The sequence below is a fragment of the Desulfoprunum benzoelyticum genome (assembly GCF_014201505.1).
Lineage (GTDB): Bacteria > Desulfobacterota > Desulfobulbia > Desulfobulbales > Desulfocapsaceae > Desulfoprunum > Desulfoprunum benzoelyticum.
Genome location: NZ_JACHEO010000027.1, coordinates 22,213 through 39,690 on the forward strand (window position 1 = coordinate 22,213; position 17,478 = coordinate 39,690).

A 17,478-nucleotide genomic window follows, 5' to 3' on the forward strand; every position below is an offset into this window, starting at 1 on the left:
CCGCCGGGATCGATAAAAAAGTCATTCACCGCATGACCGTCTTTTTTTTTATTGACACCCTACCGGCGATTAAGTAAATAGGGGACCTGTTTTGACAAAAACAAAAAGCGGGAATAACTCAGTGGTAGAGTGCAACCTTGCCAAGGTTGAAGTCGCGAGTTCGAATCTCGTTTCCCGCTCCAGGTAAACAAGAAAAGGTTCGACTTGGTTCGAGCCTTTTTTTATTAATCGCATGTTGAGGATCACGATGAAAACCTACCTTGCTCCGGTCAACGAGATCGAAAAAAAATGGTATCTGGTCGATGCCGAGAATAAGGTGCTGGGTCGCCTGGCATCGGAAATCGCCGTTCGACTCCGTGGCAAACACAAGCCAACTTTTTCCGACTTTATCGACAACGGTGATTTCGTCATCGTCACGAACGCGGACAAAATCAAGCTGACCGGCAACAAATGGGATGACAAAAAATACTATCGCCACACCGGCTATATGGGAGGGCTCAAGGAGACCAGCGCCAAGGAACTGATGGCCAAGCATCCGACAGACCTGCTCATTCATGCCGTGAAAGGCATGCTCCCGAAAAACAAACTGGGGGCGGCGCAGCTGAAGAAACTGAAGGTATATGCCGGGTCGACACATCCCCACGCCGCTCAGCAGCCGGCCGCACTAGATATTTAATCCTGGAGAATAGAACATGGCTTTAGATCGTTTTTACGCCACCGGCAAGAGAAAGACTGCTGTCGCCAGGGTATGGCTTACCCCCGGGACCGGCAAGGTGATCGTCAATCAGCTCGATGCCGAGACCTACTTCGGCGGGACGTTCAAGACCCCGAAGATCGAGAAACCGTTCCAGGTCACCGACACCGCAGACAAATATGATGTCATGGCCACCCTCAGGGGTGGTGGCAAGTCGGCCCAGGTCGAGGCGTTGGCCCATGGGATATCCAAGGCTCTGCTCGATGTCGATTCCGAGAACAGGATCCCGCTGAAGCGTTCCGGCCTCCTCACCCGCGATCCGAGGGTCAAGGAGCGTAAAAAGTACGGACAGAAGGCGGCTCGGGCCAAATTCCAGTTCTCCAAACGTTAATCGACTTCAGGAACAGGCGTATCCGGCGGTCAACGTACCGACTGGCATTCGAAGTTCACCGCAATCGAGAGAGGGAATAACAGCACGCCTGTTATTCCCTCTTGTCGTTTCCACCGTTTGGAGTTTATTTCTCATCAGACAGAGAATGTAGACCGTCCATTTCCCAGCGTCGGACAGCCGCTATCGCCATCAACTCAGCACAGGATTCCGCCATGCTCAATATTGCAATCATCGGAGCTTCGGGCTACACCGGCGTTGAACTCGCCCGCCTGCTCAGCAATCATCCGGAAGTGCGCCTGACACTGGTGACTTCAAGACAATTCGAAGGTCAACCGCTTTCCCAGGTGTTCCCAAACCTCCGCACAAAGGTTGATCTCCTCTGCGAGAATCCAGACATCGATCGCCTGTGCGACAGCGCCGACTTTTATTTCGCCGCAGTCCCACACAAGACGGCAATGGACCTCGTACCGCACCTGCGCCGGGCAGGAAAGAAGGTCGTCGATCTCTCCGCCGATTTCCGGCTCAGGGACCAGACCGTCTACGAGCAATGGTACCAGCCGCACTCCTCGGCTCAATTCCTCAGCGAGGCTGTCTACGGCCTCCCCGAGCTCTATCGCGATGATATCGCCGGCAGCAGCCTTGTCGCCAACCCGGGATGCTACCCGACATCGATCATCCTCGGTCTCGCCCCTCTGCTCAAGGCCGGAATTATCGATCCGGAGACGATCATTGCCGACTCCAAATCCGGGACTTCGGGAGCGGGACGCTCGGCCCAGATCGGCAGCCTGTTCTGTGAAGTGACCGATGGTTTTCGCGCCTACAAGGTCGGCGGCACCCACCGCCATACCCCGGAAATCGAACAGGAACTGAGCCTGCTTGGCGGCCGTGATATCAGGATTTCCTTCACCCCGCATCTCCTGCCTCTCTCCCGCGGCATCCTCAGCACCATCTATGCCCGACTGCAGTCCGACCAGACCGAGGACGCGATCCACCAACTCTATCAGACCATGTACGCCGACGAACCCTTCGTGAGGGTCCTCCCTCCCGGCAACCTGCCGGCGACGCAATACGTGCGGGGATCGAATTTCTGCGACATCGGCTTTACCATCGACCGGAGAACCGGCCGGATCATCGTCCTTTCCGCCATCGACAATATCGTCAAAGGCGCTGCCGGTCAGGCCGTCCAGAACATGAACATCATGTGCGGCTTCGACGAAACGAAGGGCCTCGAGGTTGTCCCCCTCTTCCCCTGAGTTTTCATCAACGATCCCGTCCAGCATCTGTGAAAACCACGCGAAACATCAGGCTGCTCATCGCTTTTGACGGCACCGGCTACAGCGGTTGGCAACGACAAAAACATGGCATTACGATCCAGGGCGAAATCGAAAGCAGATTATTCAGGATGACAGGGGAACCGGTGTCTCTCCATGGCGCCGGCAGAACCGATGCCGGCGTTCACGCCGACGGGATGGTCGCAAATTTTCACACCGCCGCCGAGATCCCCTGTCCCGCTTTTTTTCAAGGCCTGAACTCCATGCTGCCGCCGGCGATCCGTATTCTGTGCGTCGACGAAGTCCAACCGGATTTTCATGCACGCTTTGCCGCCACTGGCAAGCAATACATCTATCGACTCTTCACCGGAACGGTGCTGATGCCGCAACAGCGCCACTTCTGTCTGCATTATCCTGCCGCAATCGATTTTCAGGCGATACAGGCGTGCCTGACCCTTCTGACGGGAACACATGATTTCGCTTCTTTTGAAAATACAGGTTCCCGTGACAAGAGCCTGACCGAAGGACAAGGCTCTACCCGGACCCTTTTCGCCGCCGGTCTGGAGCAAACGAACGACAATGAGCATCTGTTCTCTTTTACCGGCAATGGATTTCTCCGTCAGATGGTTCGCAATCTGGTGGGAACACTGCTTGAAGTCGGCAGAGGAAAGCAATCGGTGGACAGCTTCGAACGGATTTTGCTGGCAAAGGACAGAACCGCAGCCGGCCCAACCGCCCCGGCTCACGGGCTTACGTTGAAAAAGGTTTTTTATTGAATTGAAACGCTAAAGGGAACTTGCTTATACCGAATCCTGCTTCTTCTGGGAAGAATGCCGGGCAAGCATTGACTGCAGCTTCCACGGCGAGGACAGACAGACGCTTTCGTCGTTGCAGGTCGACATCACGTCACAGAAATCGAGGAACTCGGCGTGGGCGTCGCTGATCTCCTTGTCAGCGCGGGAGATGATCTGCAGTTGACGCTTCATATCGATCCCCTCCACCTGCAGGCTTTTGATCCAGCCATTTTCCACTTCGCGGCAGATACAGAGGGCCGACAGACAGGCGATACCGGCTCCGGCCTCGACCGCCCGCTTGATAGCCTCGGGATGCCCCATCTCCATGACCACGCTGATATCCTGGAAGTACTCCTTCATCTTTTCCCGGAAAATGGCATCCGTTCCCGACCCCTTTTCGCGCAGAATCCATTTCCGGTCCTTGATGTCCCGCTTGACATCGAAGACATCGTTATGGGCGAGTGGATCGTTGGCGCCGACCAGTATCACCAGCTCATCCTGAAACCATGGATGCACTCGTAATTCCTTATTTTTTGACAGAGGCCCCTCAACAAAGCCAATATCCATCTTGCCGTCAAGGATCAGTTTTTCGGCGTACCCCGTGTTGAAGACAAGCAGGTTGATGTAAACGCGGGGATGGACTCTGCGAAATGCCCCGACAAGATAGGGAAGGATGTAATTACCGAGAGTGGTGCTGGCGACAATGTCGATATGCCCTTCGAGCGTATCGTTGCGTTCGGACATGATAGTCTCGATGTTGCTGACCTGACAGGTGATATCCTTGGCAAGCGGCAAAAGATAGCGACCGCGGGCGTTCAGAAGCAGGCTTCTGCCGTGCCGGTCGAAGAGAGAGCCGCCAAGCTGGTTCTCCAACTCGGCCAGGGCCATGCTGACCGCGGACTGGGTAACAAAAAGCTTTTTGCTCGCCTTGGTCACCTGGGCAGTCTCGGCAACCGCGATAAAAATCTCAAGTTGTCTCAGCGTTATAGACATACTATATTCCACTCTTCAGATTTTCCGATCACAAATATCTCACGGCCTGCGCTACACCGCAGCATCATAGCATGTATCCTGCATTTCACAAGTTTTTTTGATATATCAAGGTTGAGAGGACCGGACGATACCAATCGCATTTCAGAAAACTTTTCCTTCCAAAGAACTTTCTTGCTGCATGTTCAGAACAGGAGATATATAGTGCCACGATCAATCTATTTTTTAATTTTTTTATATCATCATTATTGAACATATTTTATCTATCCAAATCCAGTTTTGATTGGTATAAGAAAATACCTTCAAGCGAATGGAGTAGACATGGAACCTCAGTTCACTGAATTTCTCTATCGCGACAGTGTCATTTGGATCGCGGCTTTCACTCTGGGCGGATTCGTTTTCGCCCTTGGTCCGATTGCTATCGTTTATCTCTTCATGCCACTCGGCACCAGGAGTATCAGAAACAAAACCCTCCAACCGATCGAATGCGGCATGGACCCCATCGGCGACAGCTGGATCCGCTACGGTGTGGTCTTCTACCTTTATGCCCTGATCTTCCTCGCCTTCGATGTCGATGTCCTGTTCCTCTTTCCCGTGGCCCTTGCATACAATGATCCGATGTTCGTCTACCGAGACTTTGTCGAGATCCTTCTTTTCGTCGCCATTCTGTCATTGGCCGTCATTTATGCCTGGATCAAGGGAGTATTTAAGTGGGAACGGAAAACATACCTGCATCGTTAATTCATTTCGCCTCTGCTGATAAACTCATCAACCTCGGACGAGCCAACTCGCTCTGGCCGCTCACCTTCGGTATCGCCTGCTGCGCCATCGAGATGATGGCCACCGGCTGCGCCCGCTTCGACCTGGCCCGTTTCGGCGCCGAAGTTTTCCGTCCCTCGCCGCGTCAAAGCGACGTGATGATCGTCGCCGGAACCGTCAACAAGAAAATGGCTCCGGGGATCAAGACGCTCTATGACCAGATGCCGGAACCGAAATGGGTCATCGCCTTGGGAAATTGTGCGATTTCGGGAGGTCCGTTCGTCTTTGAAGGACAGTACAATATTATCGAGGGAGCGGATAAGTTCCTGCCGGTCGATATCTACATCCCCGGCTGTCCGCCCCGTCCCGAAGCCCTGATCGAGGGGATCATCGAACTCGAGTATAAGATCACCGGCTGGCGGAGGTGGCCGAAGGTCGTTGCCGAATAACCCCCGCAAGTATCAGTCAAGCTGACATCCCTGATCGGAAGGACCAATGATAATCGAGACCGTCAAAGACAAATTGAGAGGCCTTTTTCCAACTGCCGCGAAACCTGCCGTTGCTGAACATGAGGCGGAGAAGCCTGAAGCAGCTGAGGCGGAGATCGGAGTGTTCGACTGCAACTACGCCAAACGAGGGTATCATCTGGATGTGAGACTGTCACCGGAGCAACTCCTGACCGCAGTCGGCATTCTTTTTGATCATGGCTTTTTCATCGAGTCCATCACCGGTGTCGACTGGATCAAGGACGGGCAGTTGGAGGCCACATACGATTTCTGCCGCTACGATTTCGATCTCTGCCGCATCGTTGTCCGTACCCGTACCCCCCGCGCCAATCCGATCCTGCCGACGATCACCGGGATATACAGCGGGGCGAGCTGGCACGAGAGGGAGACCCATGATTTTTTCGGTATCGTCTTTGAGGGACATCCCCACCTTATTCCCCTCCTTCTCCCCGAAGATGCCGACTTTCACCCACTCCTAAAGGATTTCAAAGCATGAGCGAGCCAATTGTCCTGCAGCCGGATGAGACCTTCATCCTCAACGTAGGGCCGCAGCACCCGGCCACCCATGGAGTGCTCCGAGTCAAGATGACCATGGACGGCGAGTATATTTACAATGCGGAGACCGTCATCGGCTATATCCACCGGATGCATGAGAAGATGGCCGAAAACCGGACCTACCCCCAGTACCTGCCCAATCTCAGCCGCCTCGACTATCTCTCCGCCATGGCCTACTGCCATGGCTACGTCCTGGCCGTGGAAAAAGCGGCAGCGGTCGAGGTGCCGGAACGGGCCGAGTACATCAGGGCCATTACCGTCGAGATGAACCGGATCTCCTCGCATCTCGTCTGGTTCGGGGCCTTTGTCATGGATCTCGGCGGCTTCTCTCCGCTCATGTACGCCTTTGACGACCGCGAGCAGATCCTCGACCTGCTCGAGGCAGTCACCGGTTCGCGCCTGACCTATTGCTATTTCCGCTTCGGTGGCCTCTACAACGACGTTGACGACGACTTCATCGAAGGCACCCGGCGTTTCGTCAAACGGATGCGCAAGTCCTTGAAGATGTACCACAAGTTGGTGACCACCAATGTCATCCTGATGAAGCGGCTGATGGGTATCGGTCCGGTCTCCGCCGAGATGTGCCAGCGCTACGGCGCCACCGGACCGGTCGCTCGTGGTTCGGGAATCAATTACGACGTCCGCCGCAATGAGCCGTATTCCGTCTACCCTGAATTCGATTTCGATATTCCGGTCTACAACGAAGGCGATTCCTACGCCCGCTACAAGGTCCGGATGGAGGAGATGGAACAGTCACTGCGCATCATCGAGCAGGGGCTCGATAAACTGCCTGACGGGCCTATCAATCCAGAGAAGAAACCCAAGACCATCAAACTCCCGCCCGGCGATTATTACACCGCTGTCGAGGCAGGCCGGGGCAGTTTCGGCATCCGCATCGTCAGCAATGGCGACAAGAGCCCGTATCGCCTCAAGTTACGATCACCGACCTACTCCAACATGCACCTTTTCGACGAGGCCTGCCGCGGCATGCTGATCGCCGACGCCCTCGCCTTCATGGGCAGTCTCGATCTGGTCATCCCGGAGATGGACAGATAAGGGGAACTCTATGTCACTCACATTGATCAACGTCCTGGCCGCCGTCATCATCGCCATCGCCTTTGTCGCCGCCAACGCCGCCTACCTGGTCTGGGCCGAGCGCAAGGGAGCGGGCTTCATTCAGCGCCGGCCCGGTCCGACCGAAAACGGCCCGTGGGGCCTGTTGCAGCCACCGGTCGACGGCATCAAACTGATGACCAAGCAGCTCCTCATTCCCGGCGGGGTCGACAAGATCATCTTCGTCATCGCTCCGGTCCTGGCGATGTTCCCGAGTATCGTCAGCTTTGTCACGATTCCGTTCAGCGACACCATTGTCGCCCACAACATCAACATCGGTCTGCTGATGATCTTCGTCTTCGGCTCGATGAGCGCGATGGCGATCTTGATGGGCGGCTGGAGTTCGCGCAACAAGTATTCGATGATCTCCTCTGTCCGTGCCGTCTCGCAGGCCGTGGCCTACGAAATTCCGATGCTGATCACGGCCATCACGGTCGTCATGATCGCCGGCTCGCTCGATCTGATGGAGATCGTCCACAAACAGAGCGGCGGATTCTGGCACTGGAACATCTGGCCCTTCCAGAAGGGCCTGTTCAACATCCTCATGCCGGCCTCCTTTCTGATCTTCTTCATCTGCTCACTGGCCGAGACCAACCGTGCCCCCTTTGATCTCGGCGAGGCTGAAAGCGAACTGGTCGCCGGCTACCACACCGAGTATTCGAGCATGGGCTTCGGCCTGTTCTTCATGGGCGAATACGCCAATATCGTCATCGGCGCCTGCCTTACCACCATCCTCTTTCTCGGCGGATGGGACTGCCCCTTCGGTCTTTTCCCCGGGGTGTGGTGGTTTATCGTGAAGATTTATATCCTTATCTTCACTTTCATCTGGATTCGCTGGACCTTTCCCCGGACGACCATCTACAGCTTGCTCAACCTGTCCTGGAAGGTTCTGATCCCGATCTCCCTCTTCAACCTGCTGCTGACCGCAGGCCTCTTGAAGGTGTTCTAGCCATGTTCAGATATTTTAATGACATCTTTTCCGGGCTCTGGAGTCTTTTCATTGGACTGGGCATCACATTCCAGGAATTCTTCAAACCGAAAATAACCATCCATTATCCTCACCAAAGTATCAAAATGACGGCCAGATACCGGGGCCACATCGAACTGATTCCAGGCGAGGAAGGCCAGCCCCTCTGTGTCGTCTGCGGCATGTGCGAGAAGGCCTGCCCATCCAATTGCATCTCCATCGGCGGCGAAAAACCCGAGGGCAGCAAGAAGAAGGTTTTGACCTCATATAGACTCGATTTTACCACATGTTCACTCTGCGGCTCCTGTGTCGACTCGTGCAATTTCGGGGCGATACGTTTTTCCAAGGAATACAACCTGGCCAGCACCAGAAAAGAGGATTTTCACTTCGATCTCCTCAAGCGACTGGAGGAAAGCAAACAATGATGAAGACCCTGTTCAGTGCGGACGGGCTTGTCGGCCTGCTCTTTCTCTTCAATCTCATCGTCACCGTGGTCGGCGGAATCGTCGCCTGCAACGCCGAACGGCTTGTCCGGGCCGTCATCGGCCTTGTCGTCTGCTTCGTGGGAGTAGCGGGAATATATTTTTTCCTCAACTCTCCCTTTATTGCCATGATGCACATTCTCATCTACATCGGCGCCGTGGCTGTAGCCATCTCTTTTGCCATCATGCTGGCTGCCCCGGAAGAAAAAATGCGGACCGGTCCAACCAGTCCCCTCTCCGGTCCCATCGGCCTGATCTCTACTCTGCTGCTGATCTCCGGCCTCGTTTCTCTCGCCCTCAAAACCGAATGGACAAGTGTGACAAAGATCAATGACGGTTCCGTCAAGACCATCGGGATCCAATTGCTGACCAATCATTCGATGGTATTCGAACTTATTTCCATCGTATTGCTGCTTGCAATCCTTGGAGCCCTCGTCATCGCCCGGGGCGGGAGGGAGGAGTAATGCCGCTGCTGACATTGTACGATCAATTGACCGTCTATCTTGTCATTGCCGCCCTGTTATTCGGCATGGGCGTCTATGGCCTCATCACCCGTCGAACCCTGATCGGCATGCTGATCGCCGCCGAACTGCTTCTCGCCGGGGCCTCGATCAACTTCATGGCCTTCAACCGGTTCACCGCCCCGGATCCGGCACTGGGGCAGATATTCACCCTGTTCATCATGGCAATCGCCGCGGCCGAGGCCGCCATCGGACTCAGTATCGTCGTCGCCTTCTATCGTCATCTCAAATCGATCGAAACGGCTGATGCCGCACACCTCAAAGGCTAGATAAGGAACTATCGTATATGGACATGCATACAGTCGTCAGTTCCCCATCGCTCCTTGTCGCCCTGCTCATTCCACTGGCCGGTGCGCTCGCGGTGATGTTCCGAGGGAATGATGAAAACGTCCGGGAGGGGATTTCGTCGGTAGCTTCGATCCTGCTGCTCGGCGTCGTCTGTTCGCTGATTCCTTCGGTTCTGAAGGGCAAGATCCTTGTTTTGCACCTGTTCACCATCCTGCCGGGTCTGACCATCACCCTCCGGGCCGATGCGATGTCGATGATCTTCGCTCTCGTCGCCTCATCGCTGTGGACCATCGCTGTCTACTACTCGATGGGGTACATGCGGGGACTCAAGGAGCACGCCCAAACCCGTTTCAATGCCTGTTTTGCTCTCGCGATCTTCGGCGCTATCGGGGTGGCCTTTTCCGACAATCTACTGACAATGTATCTCTTCTACGAGATCGTTTCGATCTGCACCTACCCGCTGGTTGCCCACCATCAGGATGATGAGGGGTACAAGGGGGCACGCAAATACATCGTGTACCTGACGGCGACCGCCAAATTCTTCCTGCTGCCGGCGATGATCCTGATCTATGTCCTGACCGGCACCCTCGACTTCGCCGCCAACATCTCGACCGGGATCTTTCCCGACGGTGTCAACAAGGTGCTGGTGACGATGCTCTATGTCTTCTGTCTCTTCGGTTTTGCCAAGAACGGCATTATGCCCTTCCACCACTGGCTGCCGGGAGCGATGGTCGCCCCGACCCCGGTCTCGGCCCTGCTCCATGCCGTGGCCGTCGTCAAGGTCGGCGTGTTCTGTACCACCCGGGTCATGCTGTATATCTTCGGCGTCGACACCATGGATGCCCTCAACCTCGGCATTCCCACCGCCTATTTTGTCGGCTTTACCGTGATCATGGCGTCAATTATCGCCCTATCAAAGGATAACCTCAAGGCCCGCCTGGCTTATTCTACAGTCAGCCAACTGTCCTACATCATCATGGGTGTCGCCCTGCTGACCCCATCCGGGATCGAAGGCGGACTGATCCATATCGTCAACCATGCCTTCTCCAAGATCACCCTGTTCTTCTGTGCCGGCGCCATCTATGTCGCCACCCACAAGAAAAATATCTCCGAAATGGAAGGGCTGGGCAAGACCATGCCGTTCACCTTCGGCGCGTTTGCCATCGCCTCGCTGTCGATGATCGGCGCCCCGCCGGTGGGCGGCTTCATCACCAAGTGGAATCTGCTCGTCGGCTCGATGGAAGCCCATCAAATCGGTATTCTCCTGATCCTGATCGCCAGCACCATGCTCAACGCCGCGTACTTTGCCCCTGTGACCTTCAAGGCCTTTTTCAATAAACCCCCCGCCGGTGAGGGCTATATCGGCATCCGCGAGGCGCCGTTGTCCATGCTCATACCGATACTGATCGCCTGCTTCATTTCGGTTCTCATCGGTATCTTTCCTCAATTCATGATGAACTTCGTCAAGGCGGTGACAGGATGATAGTCAGATTCATCGATTGGCTCAAACAGTGGCCCAGGACCGTGCGGGTACTCTCTCTGGTCGCTGCCGCGGCCATTGTCATCTGGAGTCTGGCAGCGGTCGATACCCACCATGCCCATACCTGGGTGGAGCAGCATATCCCCGGCTTCTGGGCCATTTTCGGGTTTCTTGCCGCTTCCGTGTTGATCTTTATCGCCGGTTGGCTCGGTAAATGCGGCATCCAGACCAGGGAGGATTACTATGACCGGTAGCTTCATCCATCCGGCATTGATCATGATTGCCGGAGCCCTCCTCCTCCCCTTCATCCGCGGACCGTTCCGTAAACCGTATCTATGCCTCGTCCCTATCCTGGCCTTTTGCGACGTCCTCTATCTCAACCAGTTCCCCGGGACGTATGGTGTCATCACCTTCATGGATCGATGGACGCTGGTCTTCGGTAGAATCGACAACCTCTCGACGATCTTTGCCTTCATCATGGCCCTGATGGCCATCATCGGCACGATCTACGGCCTGCACGTGGAGGATGAGTGGCAGCATATCGCCGCCTGGTTCTACGTCGCTGGTTCCCTGGGGGTAATCTACAGCGGCGACTATCTGGTGCTCTTCCTGTTCTGGGAGATGATGGCCTTCGCTTCGACTTTTCTGATCTGGTTCAACACCGACAAGGATGCTCTGGCCGCCGGCTACCGCTACCTCCTCGTCCACACCTTCGGCGGAGTCATGCTGCTCTTCGGCTTTGTCCTTCGCTACCAGGCGACCGGGGACCTCAGCTTCAGCCTGCTCGATGAGCACAACACCCAGCTTTACACCTGGTTGATCATGATCGGCCTGATGCTCAACGCCGCCGTACCGCCGCTGCACTCCTGGCTTCCCGATGCCTACAGCAAGGCCTCGATCACCGGCGCGGTCTTCATGTGTGCCTTCACCACGAAGACTGCCATCTATACTTTGGCCCGCGCCTTCGCCGGCTTCGACATCCTTATCGTCCTCGGTGTGGTGATGGCTATCTACGGTATCATCTACGCCATCCTCGAAAACGACATTCGCCGGCTTCTCGGCTGGGAAATCGTCAGCCAGGTAGGCTATATGGTCGCCGGCGTCGGCATCGGCACCGCCTTGGCGATTAACGGGACCTGCGCCCATGCCTTTGCTCACATCCTGTACAAAGGACTTCTTTTCATGGGGGCCGGGGCGATTATCCACTGCACCGGCCAATCCAAACTGACGGAACTGGGAGGCCTCTACCGTAAAATGCCTCTGACCTTGCTGTTTATGGTGGTGGGAGGAATCTCGGTATCAGCCTTTCCATTCTTCTCCGGTTTTGTCAGCAAGTCGATGATTATCACCGCCAGTTTCGAATCCCATCTGTACTGGGCGGCGTTTCTGCTGACCGCCGTCTCGGCCGGAACCTTTCTCGTTGCCGGACTGCGGCTGCCTTATCTGATCTTTTTCGGTGCATCACGCTGTACCCCTGCAACCTGGGAAAAGGCCGCCGACCCTGTATGGAATATGCGACTAGCCATGTGGATCGCCGCATTTTTCTGTCTGCTGATTGGGTCCTATCTCCCCTTCCTCTACTCGATGCTGCCGCATGCTGATGTTGCCTTTCACCCATACACGATTCCCCATATGGCGGAAACACTGCAAATTCTTGCCTTCACTGCATTGGCATTCTATTTCCTCAAAGGCAGGCTCGCCGCCAGGGCAGCTATCAGCCTCGATCTTGACTGGTTCTATCGCATGGCCGGACGAGGCTTTCTCTGGTTGGCGGAGAAACCGCTGCAATGGCTCGACACTGCCTGGGGCGCCGCTTATAGGGTTGTCGGTCTCGTGTCACTGATGACAATCGCCCGTTTCTCGGCCTGGTTCGACTGGAATGGCATCGATGGCGTCGTCGACGGGACGGCACGTTTCGTCCAGGGCCTGGGCGGCAGGATAAGTGTTCTGCTGCAGAAGGGGCAGATCCAGATGACCCTTTATTATGCAATCACCTTTGTGGCTCTTTTTCTGGCAGCCTATGTCTGGTTATAACTCTCTGACATCAAGGATCGTTGGCAATGGATCAATTACTGCTTAACCAGGGTTTTCCCCTTCTCAGCACCCTGATTTTCCTCCCCTTGGCGGGCTCGCTGCTACTGTTCGTGGTCCGCGACCCACACTTTGCCCGCTATTGGACCCTTGCCGTCACCAGCATTGTCGCCCTGCTTTCGTTGACGTTGTTGCCTAAATTTGACCGGGACACCGCTGCCTTCCAGTTTGCTGAGCACCATCCCTGGATCGAGTCGCTCAATATCACCTATGTTATCGGCGTTGACGGTATTTCAATCCTGCTGATTCTGCTGACCACGCTGATCATGCCCTTCTGCGTCCTGGCCTCATGGACGTATATCAAGGATCGGGTACCGGCGTTCATGATCTGCATGCTGATTATGGAAACGGCGATGATCGGGGTCTTCGTCGCCCTCGATTTTGTCCTGTTCTATATCCTGTGGGAGGCCATGCTCATCCCGATGTATTTTCTCATCGGAATATGGGGTGGACCACGCAAGATATATGCTTCGATCAAATTCTTCCTTTACACCCTGGCAGGGTCGATTCTCCTCCTTGTCGCGATCATCTGGCTGTACACGGCAAACGGCTACAGTTTCTTCATTCCGGACATGATGTGGAAAGACTACCCGTTCACCGCCCAGATCCTGCTCTTCATCGCTTTTTTCCTGGCCTTTGCCATCAAAGTGCCGATGTTTCCCTTCCATACGTGGTTGCCGGCCGCTCATGTTGAGGCACCAACAGCCGGATCGGTCATCCTCGCCAGCATTCTGTTGAAAATGGGGACCTATGGTTTTCTCCGCTTCGCCCTGCCGATCACGCCGGAGGCCACCACAACCCTCATGCCCTATGTACTGTGGCTTTCCATTGCCGGTATCATCTACGGTGGATTGACGGCCTTGGCCCAGCAGGACATGAAGAAACTGATCGCCTATTCCTCGGTCGGCCACATGGGATTCGTAACCTTGGGGATATTCGTCCTCAACATTGACGGGATCGAAGGGGCCATCCTGCAGATGATCAACCACGGCATCACTACTGGTGCCCTCTTCCTTTGCGTTGGCATGATCTATGAACGGACACACAGCCGCGAGCTCAGTTCCGCCACCGGCATAGGCCAGTATATGCCGGTTTTTGTCACCCTTATCGGTATTTTCTCCCTCTCGTCTCTCGCCTTTCCGGGGACAAACAGCTTTGTCGGTGAATTCATGATCCTGGCTGGAGCCTTCAGGCACGATGTGCCCCTTGCTCTGGCAGCCATCCCGGGCGCCGTGCTGGCCGCCGCATACATGTTGCGGATGTTGCAGAAGATCATCTGGGGGGGGACGAACAACCCTGATCAATCCTGGTTAACCGATTTGAACAGCAGAGAAATAATAACGCTGGCGCCATTCCTCTTCTTCGTCTTCTGGATTGGTCTAGGCCCACAGCCGTTTCTCGCCATGATGCACAGCAGTGTCGTCAATCTCCTTGATCAGTTCCATGGTTACCAGCAGGCGATCACCGCAGCTGGCATGTACTGATCGCTGACTAACATACAACGACCATCCAAGGTACCACGATGCTCTTTCTTCCTGAATTGACGATTCTCGGCGCCGGACTACTCTTCTTCCTGCTGACTCTCGGACAGCCAAGCGAGGCGACAATCAAGAACTGTGCAAGTGCTGTCGCAGCCGTCATACTGTTTACATGCGTGCTCTGTGTCAACCAGACAGGAAATCTGTTCTACGGGGCCTATCGGGTTGATTTATTCTCACAGATTTTCAAAATATTGATAGCGGCGGCCACCCTTGTCGTTTTCCTTTTCGGCAACGGCCTTAAAGGGATCAAGCAGGATTCACGCCCTGAATATTACCTTTTTCTCCTTGTTTCCAATCTTGGCCTGGTGATGCTGGTTTCCAGCGTCGAACTGCTGGCCATCTTCATCGCCCTGGAACTGTCGTCGTTTGCCGTCTATATCATGGTGCCGATGCGAACCACCGCCACCGGCATCTTTTTTCAGATGGAGGCGGGGATTAAATACCTGCTGTTCGGCGTTATGGCCACCGGTTTCATGCTGTTCGGCATGAGTTATATCTTCGGTCTGACCGGCACAACCAGCCTTGATGGAATCGCAGAACAGTTGCCGATCCTGGCAAATCGTCCAGCTGCAGTTGTCGCCATGCTCATGATTCTTTCCGGCTTTTTCTACAAACTCGCCATTTTTCCGTTTCACTTCTGGGTACCTGATGTGTACGAGGGAGCTGCCAACGAAACGACCGCGTTTATCGCCGCCGTGCCAAAAATGGCGGCCGTTGCCCTGCTTATTCGTTTGACATCCTTGGCCAGTCATCAGGGGGAAATGGTCCTCAACCTGCTCATGGTCTGTTCCATTCTCTCGATGTTCTACGGCAATCTCTCGGCGCTGGTGCAAAAAGATCTCAAGCGCATGCTCGGATTTTCCGGCATCGCCCATGCCGGATTCATTCTTCTCGGTCTATTGACATTCAAACTGACCGGTTATGCCAGCGCCGTGTACTACATCGTCGGATATGCCCTGATGAATCTGGCCTGTTTCCTGGTTATCTGCCAGGTTGCAGCCAAAGGGGAAAATCTCGGAATATCAGACTTGAGCGGACTTCACAAACGTGCGCCGATCCTCGCCCTCACGTTGACGGTAGCGCTCTTTTCTCTCGCCGGGATTCCACCCTTTGTCGGTTTTACCGGGAAATTCATGCTCTTGCTGGGCGCCCTGCGTGAAGATCATCTCCTGCTTGTGACACTTGCTGCCATCAATACGGCTATTGCCATCTACTATTATCTGTCCGTTGTCCGCATGACCTTCTGTTCCGACAGCAATGGCCTGGGAAACGTACAGACCGGTTTCCTGGCAAACTCGCTCTCCCTTATTCTTGTTACAGTAATAATAGTCATGGGAGTTGCCCCATCCTGGTTTGTCGCTCTGGCAGAATCTGCCATAAAAACAATCCTCTGAGGACAACAGCTGGTCAACGCAGCATCACTCTAGTACCATGTAACATTTAATAATTCGTTATTGTCTCGGATCGTGTATAATGGCGGTATCATCCACCAGGAGGCTGCCATGTCCCCACGATATCGAGTAACGCTGACTGACGAGGAACGTACTGAGCTTGAGGCTTTAACCCGAAACGGTAAGACCCCGGCGAAAAAATTTATCCATGCCCGAGCGTTGTTGCTGTGCGATGCCGGAGAAAATGGGCCCGGCTGGAAGGTTGCTGATGTCGCCGCTGCCCTCGGTATTACCAGTCGGACCGTTGAGCACTTAAAAAAACGCTTTGTCGAAGAGGGCCTGGAGGCTGCGCTGGTTCGTAAGCCAAGAGAAAAACCGCCCCGTGAAGTCATTTTTGACGGGGCCTTCGAGGCCCGATTAATCGCCCTGGCCTGCTCCGAAGCACCGTCGGGACATCGCCGATGGACGGTTCGATTGCTGGCCGACAAAGCCGTAGAACTCGACTTTGCACCGTCTGTTTCCCACATGACGGTGCAACGGGTACTAAAAAAAACGCATATAAACCTCATCTCCGGAAGTACTGGAAAATCCCGCCACAAGGGAGTTCGGCCTTTGTAGCGGCGATGGAAGATGTGCTGGAGGTGTTTCATCTGCCCTATGACCCGGATTATCCGGTCGTATGCATGGATGAATCCTGCAAGTAGCTGATCGGAGAAGTTCGTCAGCCAATTCCAGGTAAACCTGGGCATGTGGCGAGAATTGATGACGAGTATGTCCGAAACGGCGTAGCAGAAATATTCATGGAAGTTGAACCGCTGGCCGGTAGACGACATGTGGCGGTGACGGAGCGCCGCACCAGACAGGATTGGGCAAAGCAGATCAAACAGATTCTTGATGAGCGTTACCCCGCGGCGATCAAATTCGGCTGGTGATGGATAGCCTGAATACCCGTCGTGTGGCGTCGCTCTATAAGACATTTGCGGCCCATGAGGCGAGAAGGTTGGCCGAACGTCTTGAAATCCATTACACACCGAAGCACGGGAGTTGGCTCAACATGGCGGAAATTGAACTCAGTGTTTTGAAAGGCCAATGCCTTGATCGCCGATTAGCTGACATGGACACCATGCAGGTCGAGGTTGCAAACTGGCAGCATGCACGAAACAACGCGACACCAAAAATTGATTGGCAATTCACGACAGCTGATGCACGCATAAAGCTGAAACGCCTTTATCCGAAGCTATAATTGTTACATGGTACTAGGAGGCAGGAGCGGTCTCACTGGTCTCTCGAAATCTGAATTCCTGGTCAAGGTTTTTTTCGTGTTTTGATCAGGATCGAGCGTGGATATTCATCCAGGATGAATACATGGCTGCTCTACATTTATGTTAGTATTGTTGTCAGGTCTATCCTGAAATTTCTCGCAAAACTATTCAGTCCTTACGACATGAGTGAGGACATTGCCGTGCAATTCAATAGAGTTTTCCCACCTCAGGTAAAGTTTGCCGACTCGAGTGATAAGTAACCCTGAACAATCCTGATCAATTACAGCGGTCGCGGTAGGAATGCAGGTCACCCTGCACCCCCCGCGCAGATCCCAGCGTGCGCTCCTAACGCACTGGGCTCCTCTCTCGTGTGTTTGGCGTC

General features: G+C 54.5%; 18 protein-coding genes, 1 tRNA gene and 1 pseudogene. 19 read left to right on the forward strand and 1 reads right to left on the reverse strand.

Annotated elements, in window-relative coordinates; all coding sequences use genetic code 11:
* Nucleotides 1–107 precede the first annotated feature (107 nt).
* From HNQ81_RS15840 to truA, 5 genes are all read left to right on the forward strand, one after another.
* A tRNA-Gly gene (locus HNQ81_RS15840) sits at nucleotides 108–182 on the forward strand.
* Between the two features lie 65 nt (nucleotides 183–247).
* Complete coding sequence (rplM, locus tag HNQ81_RS15845; protein ID WP_183352287.1) at nucleotides 248–676, forward strand: 50S ribosomal protein L13; 429 nt, start codon at nucleotides 248–250, stop codon at nucleotides 674–676.
* 16 nt (nucleotides 677–692) lie between these two features.
* Nucleotides 693–1,085, forward strand: coding sequence for a 30S ribosomal protein S9 (gene rpsI, locus HNQ81_RS15850; protein ID WP_183352288.1), 393 nt, complete (start codon nucleotides 693–695; stop codon nucleotides 1,083–1,085).
* A gap of 212 nt (nucleotides 1,086–1,297) precedes the next feature.
* The gene (gene argC, locus HNQ81_RS15855; protein WP_183352289.1) at nucleotides 1,298–2,338 is read left to right on the forward strand and encodes an N-acetyl-gamma-glutamyl-phosphate reductase; all 1,041 of its coding nucleotides are present in this window, start codon (nucleotides 1,298–1,300) and stop codon (nucleotides 2,336–2,338) included.
* 29 nt (nucleotides 2,339–2,367) lie between these two features.
* Nucleotides 2,368–3,132 (forward strand): tRNA pseudouridine(38-40) synthase TruA, encoded by a 765-nt coding sequence (truA, locus tag HNQ81_RS15860; protein WP_183352290.1) that lies wholly within the window; start codon nucleotides 2,368–2,370, stop codon nucleotides 3,130–3,132.
* A gap of 24 nt (nucleotides 3,133–3,156) precedes the next feature.
* Here the strand turns inward: truA and HNQ81_RS15865 are convergent, their stop codons facing one another.
* Nucleotides 3,157–4,143, reverse strand: a complete 987-nt coding sequence (locus HNQ81_RS15865; protein WP_183352291.1) for a LysR substrate-binding domain-containing protein — start codon at nucleotides 4,141–4,143, stop codon at nucleotides 3,157–3,159.
* A gap of 318 nt (nucleotides 4,144–4,461) precedes the next feature.
* On the opposite strand from HNQ81_RS15865, the gene HNQ81_RS15870 reads away from it, so the two are divergent.
* From HNQ81_RS15870 to HNQ81_RS15935, 14 genes and pseudogenes are all read left to right on the forward strand, one after another.
* Nucleotides 4,462–4,881: an NADH-quinone oxidoreductase subunit A gene (locus HNQ81_RS15870; RefSeq protein ID WP_183352292.1), complete on the forward strand. Its 420-nt coding sequence runs from the start codon at nucleotides 4,462–4,464 to the stop codon at nucleotides 4,879–4,881.
* Entirely contained in the window at nucleotides 4,851–5,348 is a 498-nt protein-coding gene (locus HNQ81_RS15875) for an NADH-quinone oxidoreductase subunit NuoB (RefSeq protein ID WP_183352293.1), read from the forward strand. The genes HNQ81_RS15870 and HNQ81_RS15875 overlap by 31 nt, the downstream gene beginning before the upstream one ends.
* A gap of 46 nt (nucleotides 5,349–5,394) precedes the next feature.
* Nucleotides 5,395–5,901, forward strand: a complete 507-nt coding sequence (locus HNQ81_RS15880; protein ID WP_183352294.1) for an NADH-quinone oxidoreductase subunit C — start codon at nucleotides 5,395–5,397, stop codon at nucleotides 5,899–5,901.
* A complete protein-coding gene (locus HNQ81_RS15885) occupies nucleotides 5,898–7,016 on the forward strand; it encodes an NADH-quinone oxidoreductase subunit D (protein WP_183352295.1) in 1,119 nt (372 codons plus the stop codon). The genes HNQ81_RS15880 and HNQ81_RS15885 overlap by 4 nt, the downstream gene beginning before the upstream one ends.
* A 10-nt stretch (nucleotides 7,017–7,026) precedes the next feature.
* The gene (gene nuoH / locus HNQ81_RS15890) at nucleotides 7,027–8,022 is read left to right on the forward strand and encodes an NADH-quinone oxidoreductase subunit NuoH (protein WP_183352296.1); all 996 of its coding nucleotides are present in this window, start codon (nucleotides 7,027–7,029) and stop codon (nucleotides 8,020–8,022) included.
* Nucleotides 8,023–8,147: 125 nt separating this feature from the next.
* Nucleotides 8,148–8,465 carry a 4Fe-4S dicluster domain-containing protein gene (locus HNQ81_RS15895; RefSeq protein WP_240191813.1) on the forward strand — a complete coding sequence of 106 codons (318 nt, stop codon included), beginning with the start codon at nucleotides 8,148–8,150 and terminating at the stop codon, nucleotides 8,463–8,465.
* Nucleotides 8,462–8,986, forward strand: coding sequence for an NADH-quinone oxidoreductase subunit J family protein (locus HNQ81_RS15900; protein ID WP_183352298.1), 525 nt, complete (start codon nucleotides 8,462–8,464; stop codon nucleotides 8,984–8,986). The genes HNQ81_RS15895 and HNQ81_RS15900 overlap by 4 nt, the downstream gene beginning before the upstream one ends.
* A complete protein-coding gene (gene nuoK, locus HNQ81_RS15905; RefSeq protein WP_183352299.1) occupies nucleotides 8,986–9,312 on the forward strand; it encodes an NADH-quinone oxidoreductase subunit NuoK in 327 nt (108 codons plus the stop codon). Before HNQ81_RS15900 ends, nuoK begins: the two co-directional genes overlap by 1 nt.
* A gap of 17 nt (nucleotides 9,313–9,329) precedes the next feature.
* A complete protein-coding gene (locus tag HNQ81_RS15910) occupies nucleotides 9,330–10,814 on the forward strand; it encodes a monovalent cation/H+ antiporter subunit D family protein (RefSeq protein ID WP_205240340.1) in 1,485 nt (494 codons plus the stop codon).
* Complete coding sequence (locus HNQ81_RS15915) at nucleotides 10,811–11,065, forward strand: hypothetical protein (protein ID WP_183352300.1); 255 nt, start codon at nucleotides 10,811–10,813, stop codon at nucleotides 11,063–11,065. The genes HNQ81_RS15910 and HNQ81_RS15915 overlap by 4 nt, the downstream gene beginning before the upstream one ends.
* On the forward strand, nucleotides 11,055–12,845 hold the full coding sequence (locus HNQ81_RS15920; RefSeq protein WP_183352301.1) for a Na(+)/H(+) antiporter subunit D: 1,791 nt from the start codon (nucleotides 11,055–11,057) through the stop codon (nucleotides 12,843–12,845). The genes HNQ81_RS15915 and HNQ81_RS15920 overlap by 11 nt, the downstream gene beginning before the upstream one ends.
* A 26-nt stretch (nucleotides 12,846–12,871) precedes the next feature.
* Entirely contained in the window at nucleotides 12,872–14,386 is a 1,515-nt protein-coding gene (locus HNQ81_RS15925; RefSeq protein WP_183352302.1) for an NADH-quinone oxidoreductase subunit M, read from the forward strand.
* A gap of 38 nt (nucleotides 14,387–14,424) precedes the next feature.
* Nucleotides 14,425–15,837 carry an NADH-quinone oxidoreductase subunit N gene (locus HNQ81_RS15930; protein WP_183352303.1) on the forward strand — a complete coding sequence of 471 codons (1,413 nt, stop codon included), beginning with the start codon at nucleotides 14,425–14,427 and terminating at the stop codon, nucleotides 15,835–15,837.
* 108 nt (nucleotides 15,838–15,945) lie between these two features.
* Nucleotides 15,946–17,077 (forward strand): annotated as a pseudogene (locus HNQ81_RS15935) (IS630 family transposase).
* Nucleotides 17,078–17,478 lie beyond the last annotated feature (401 nt).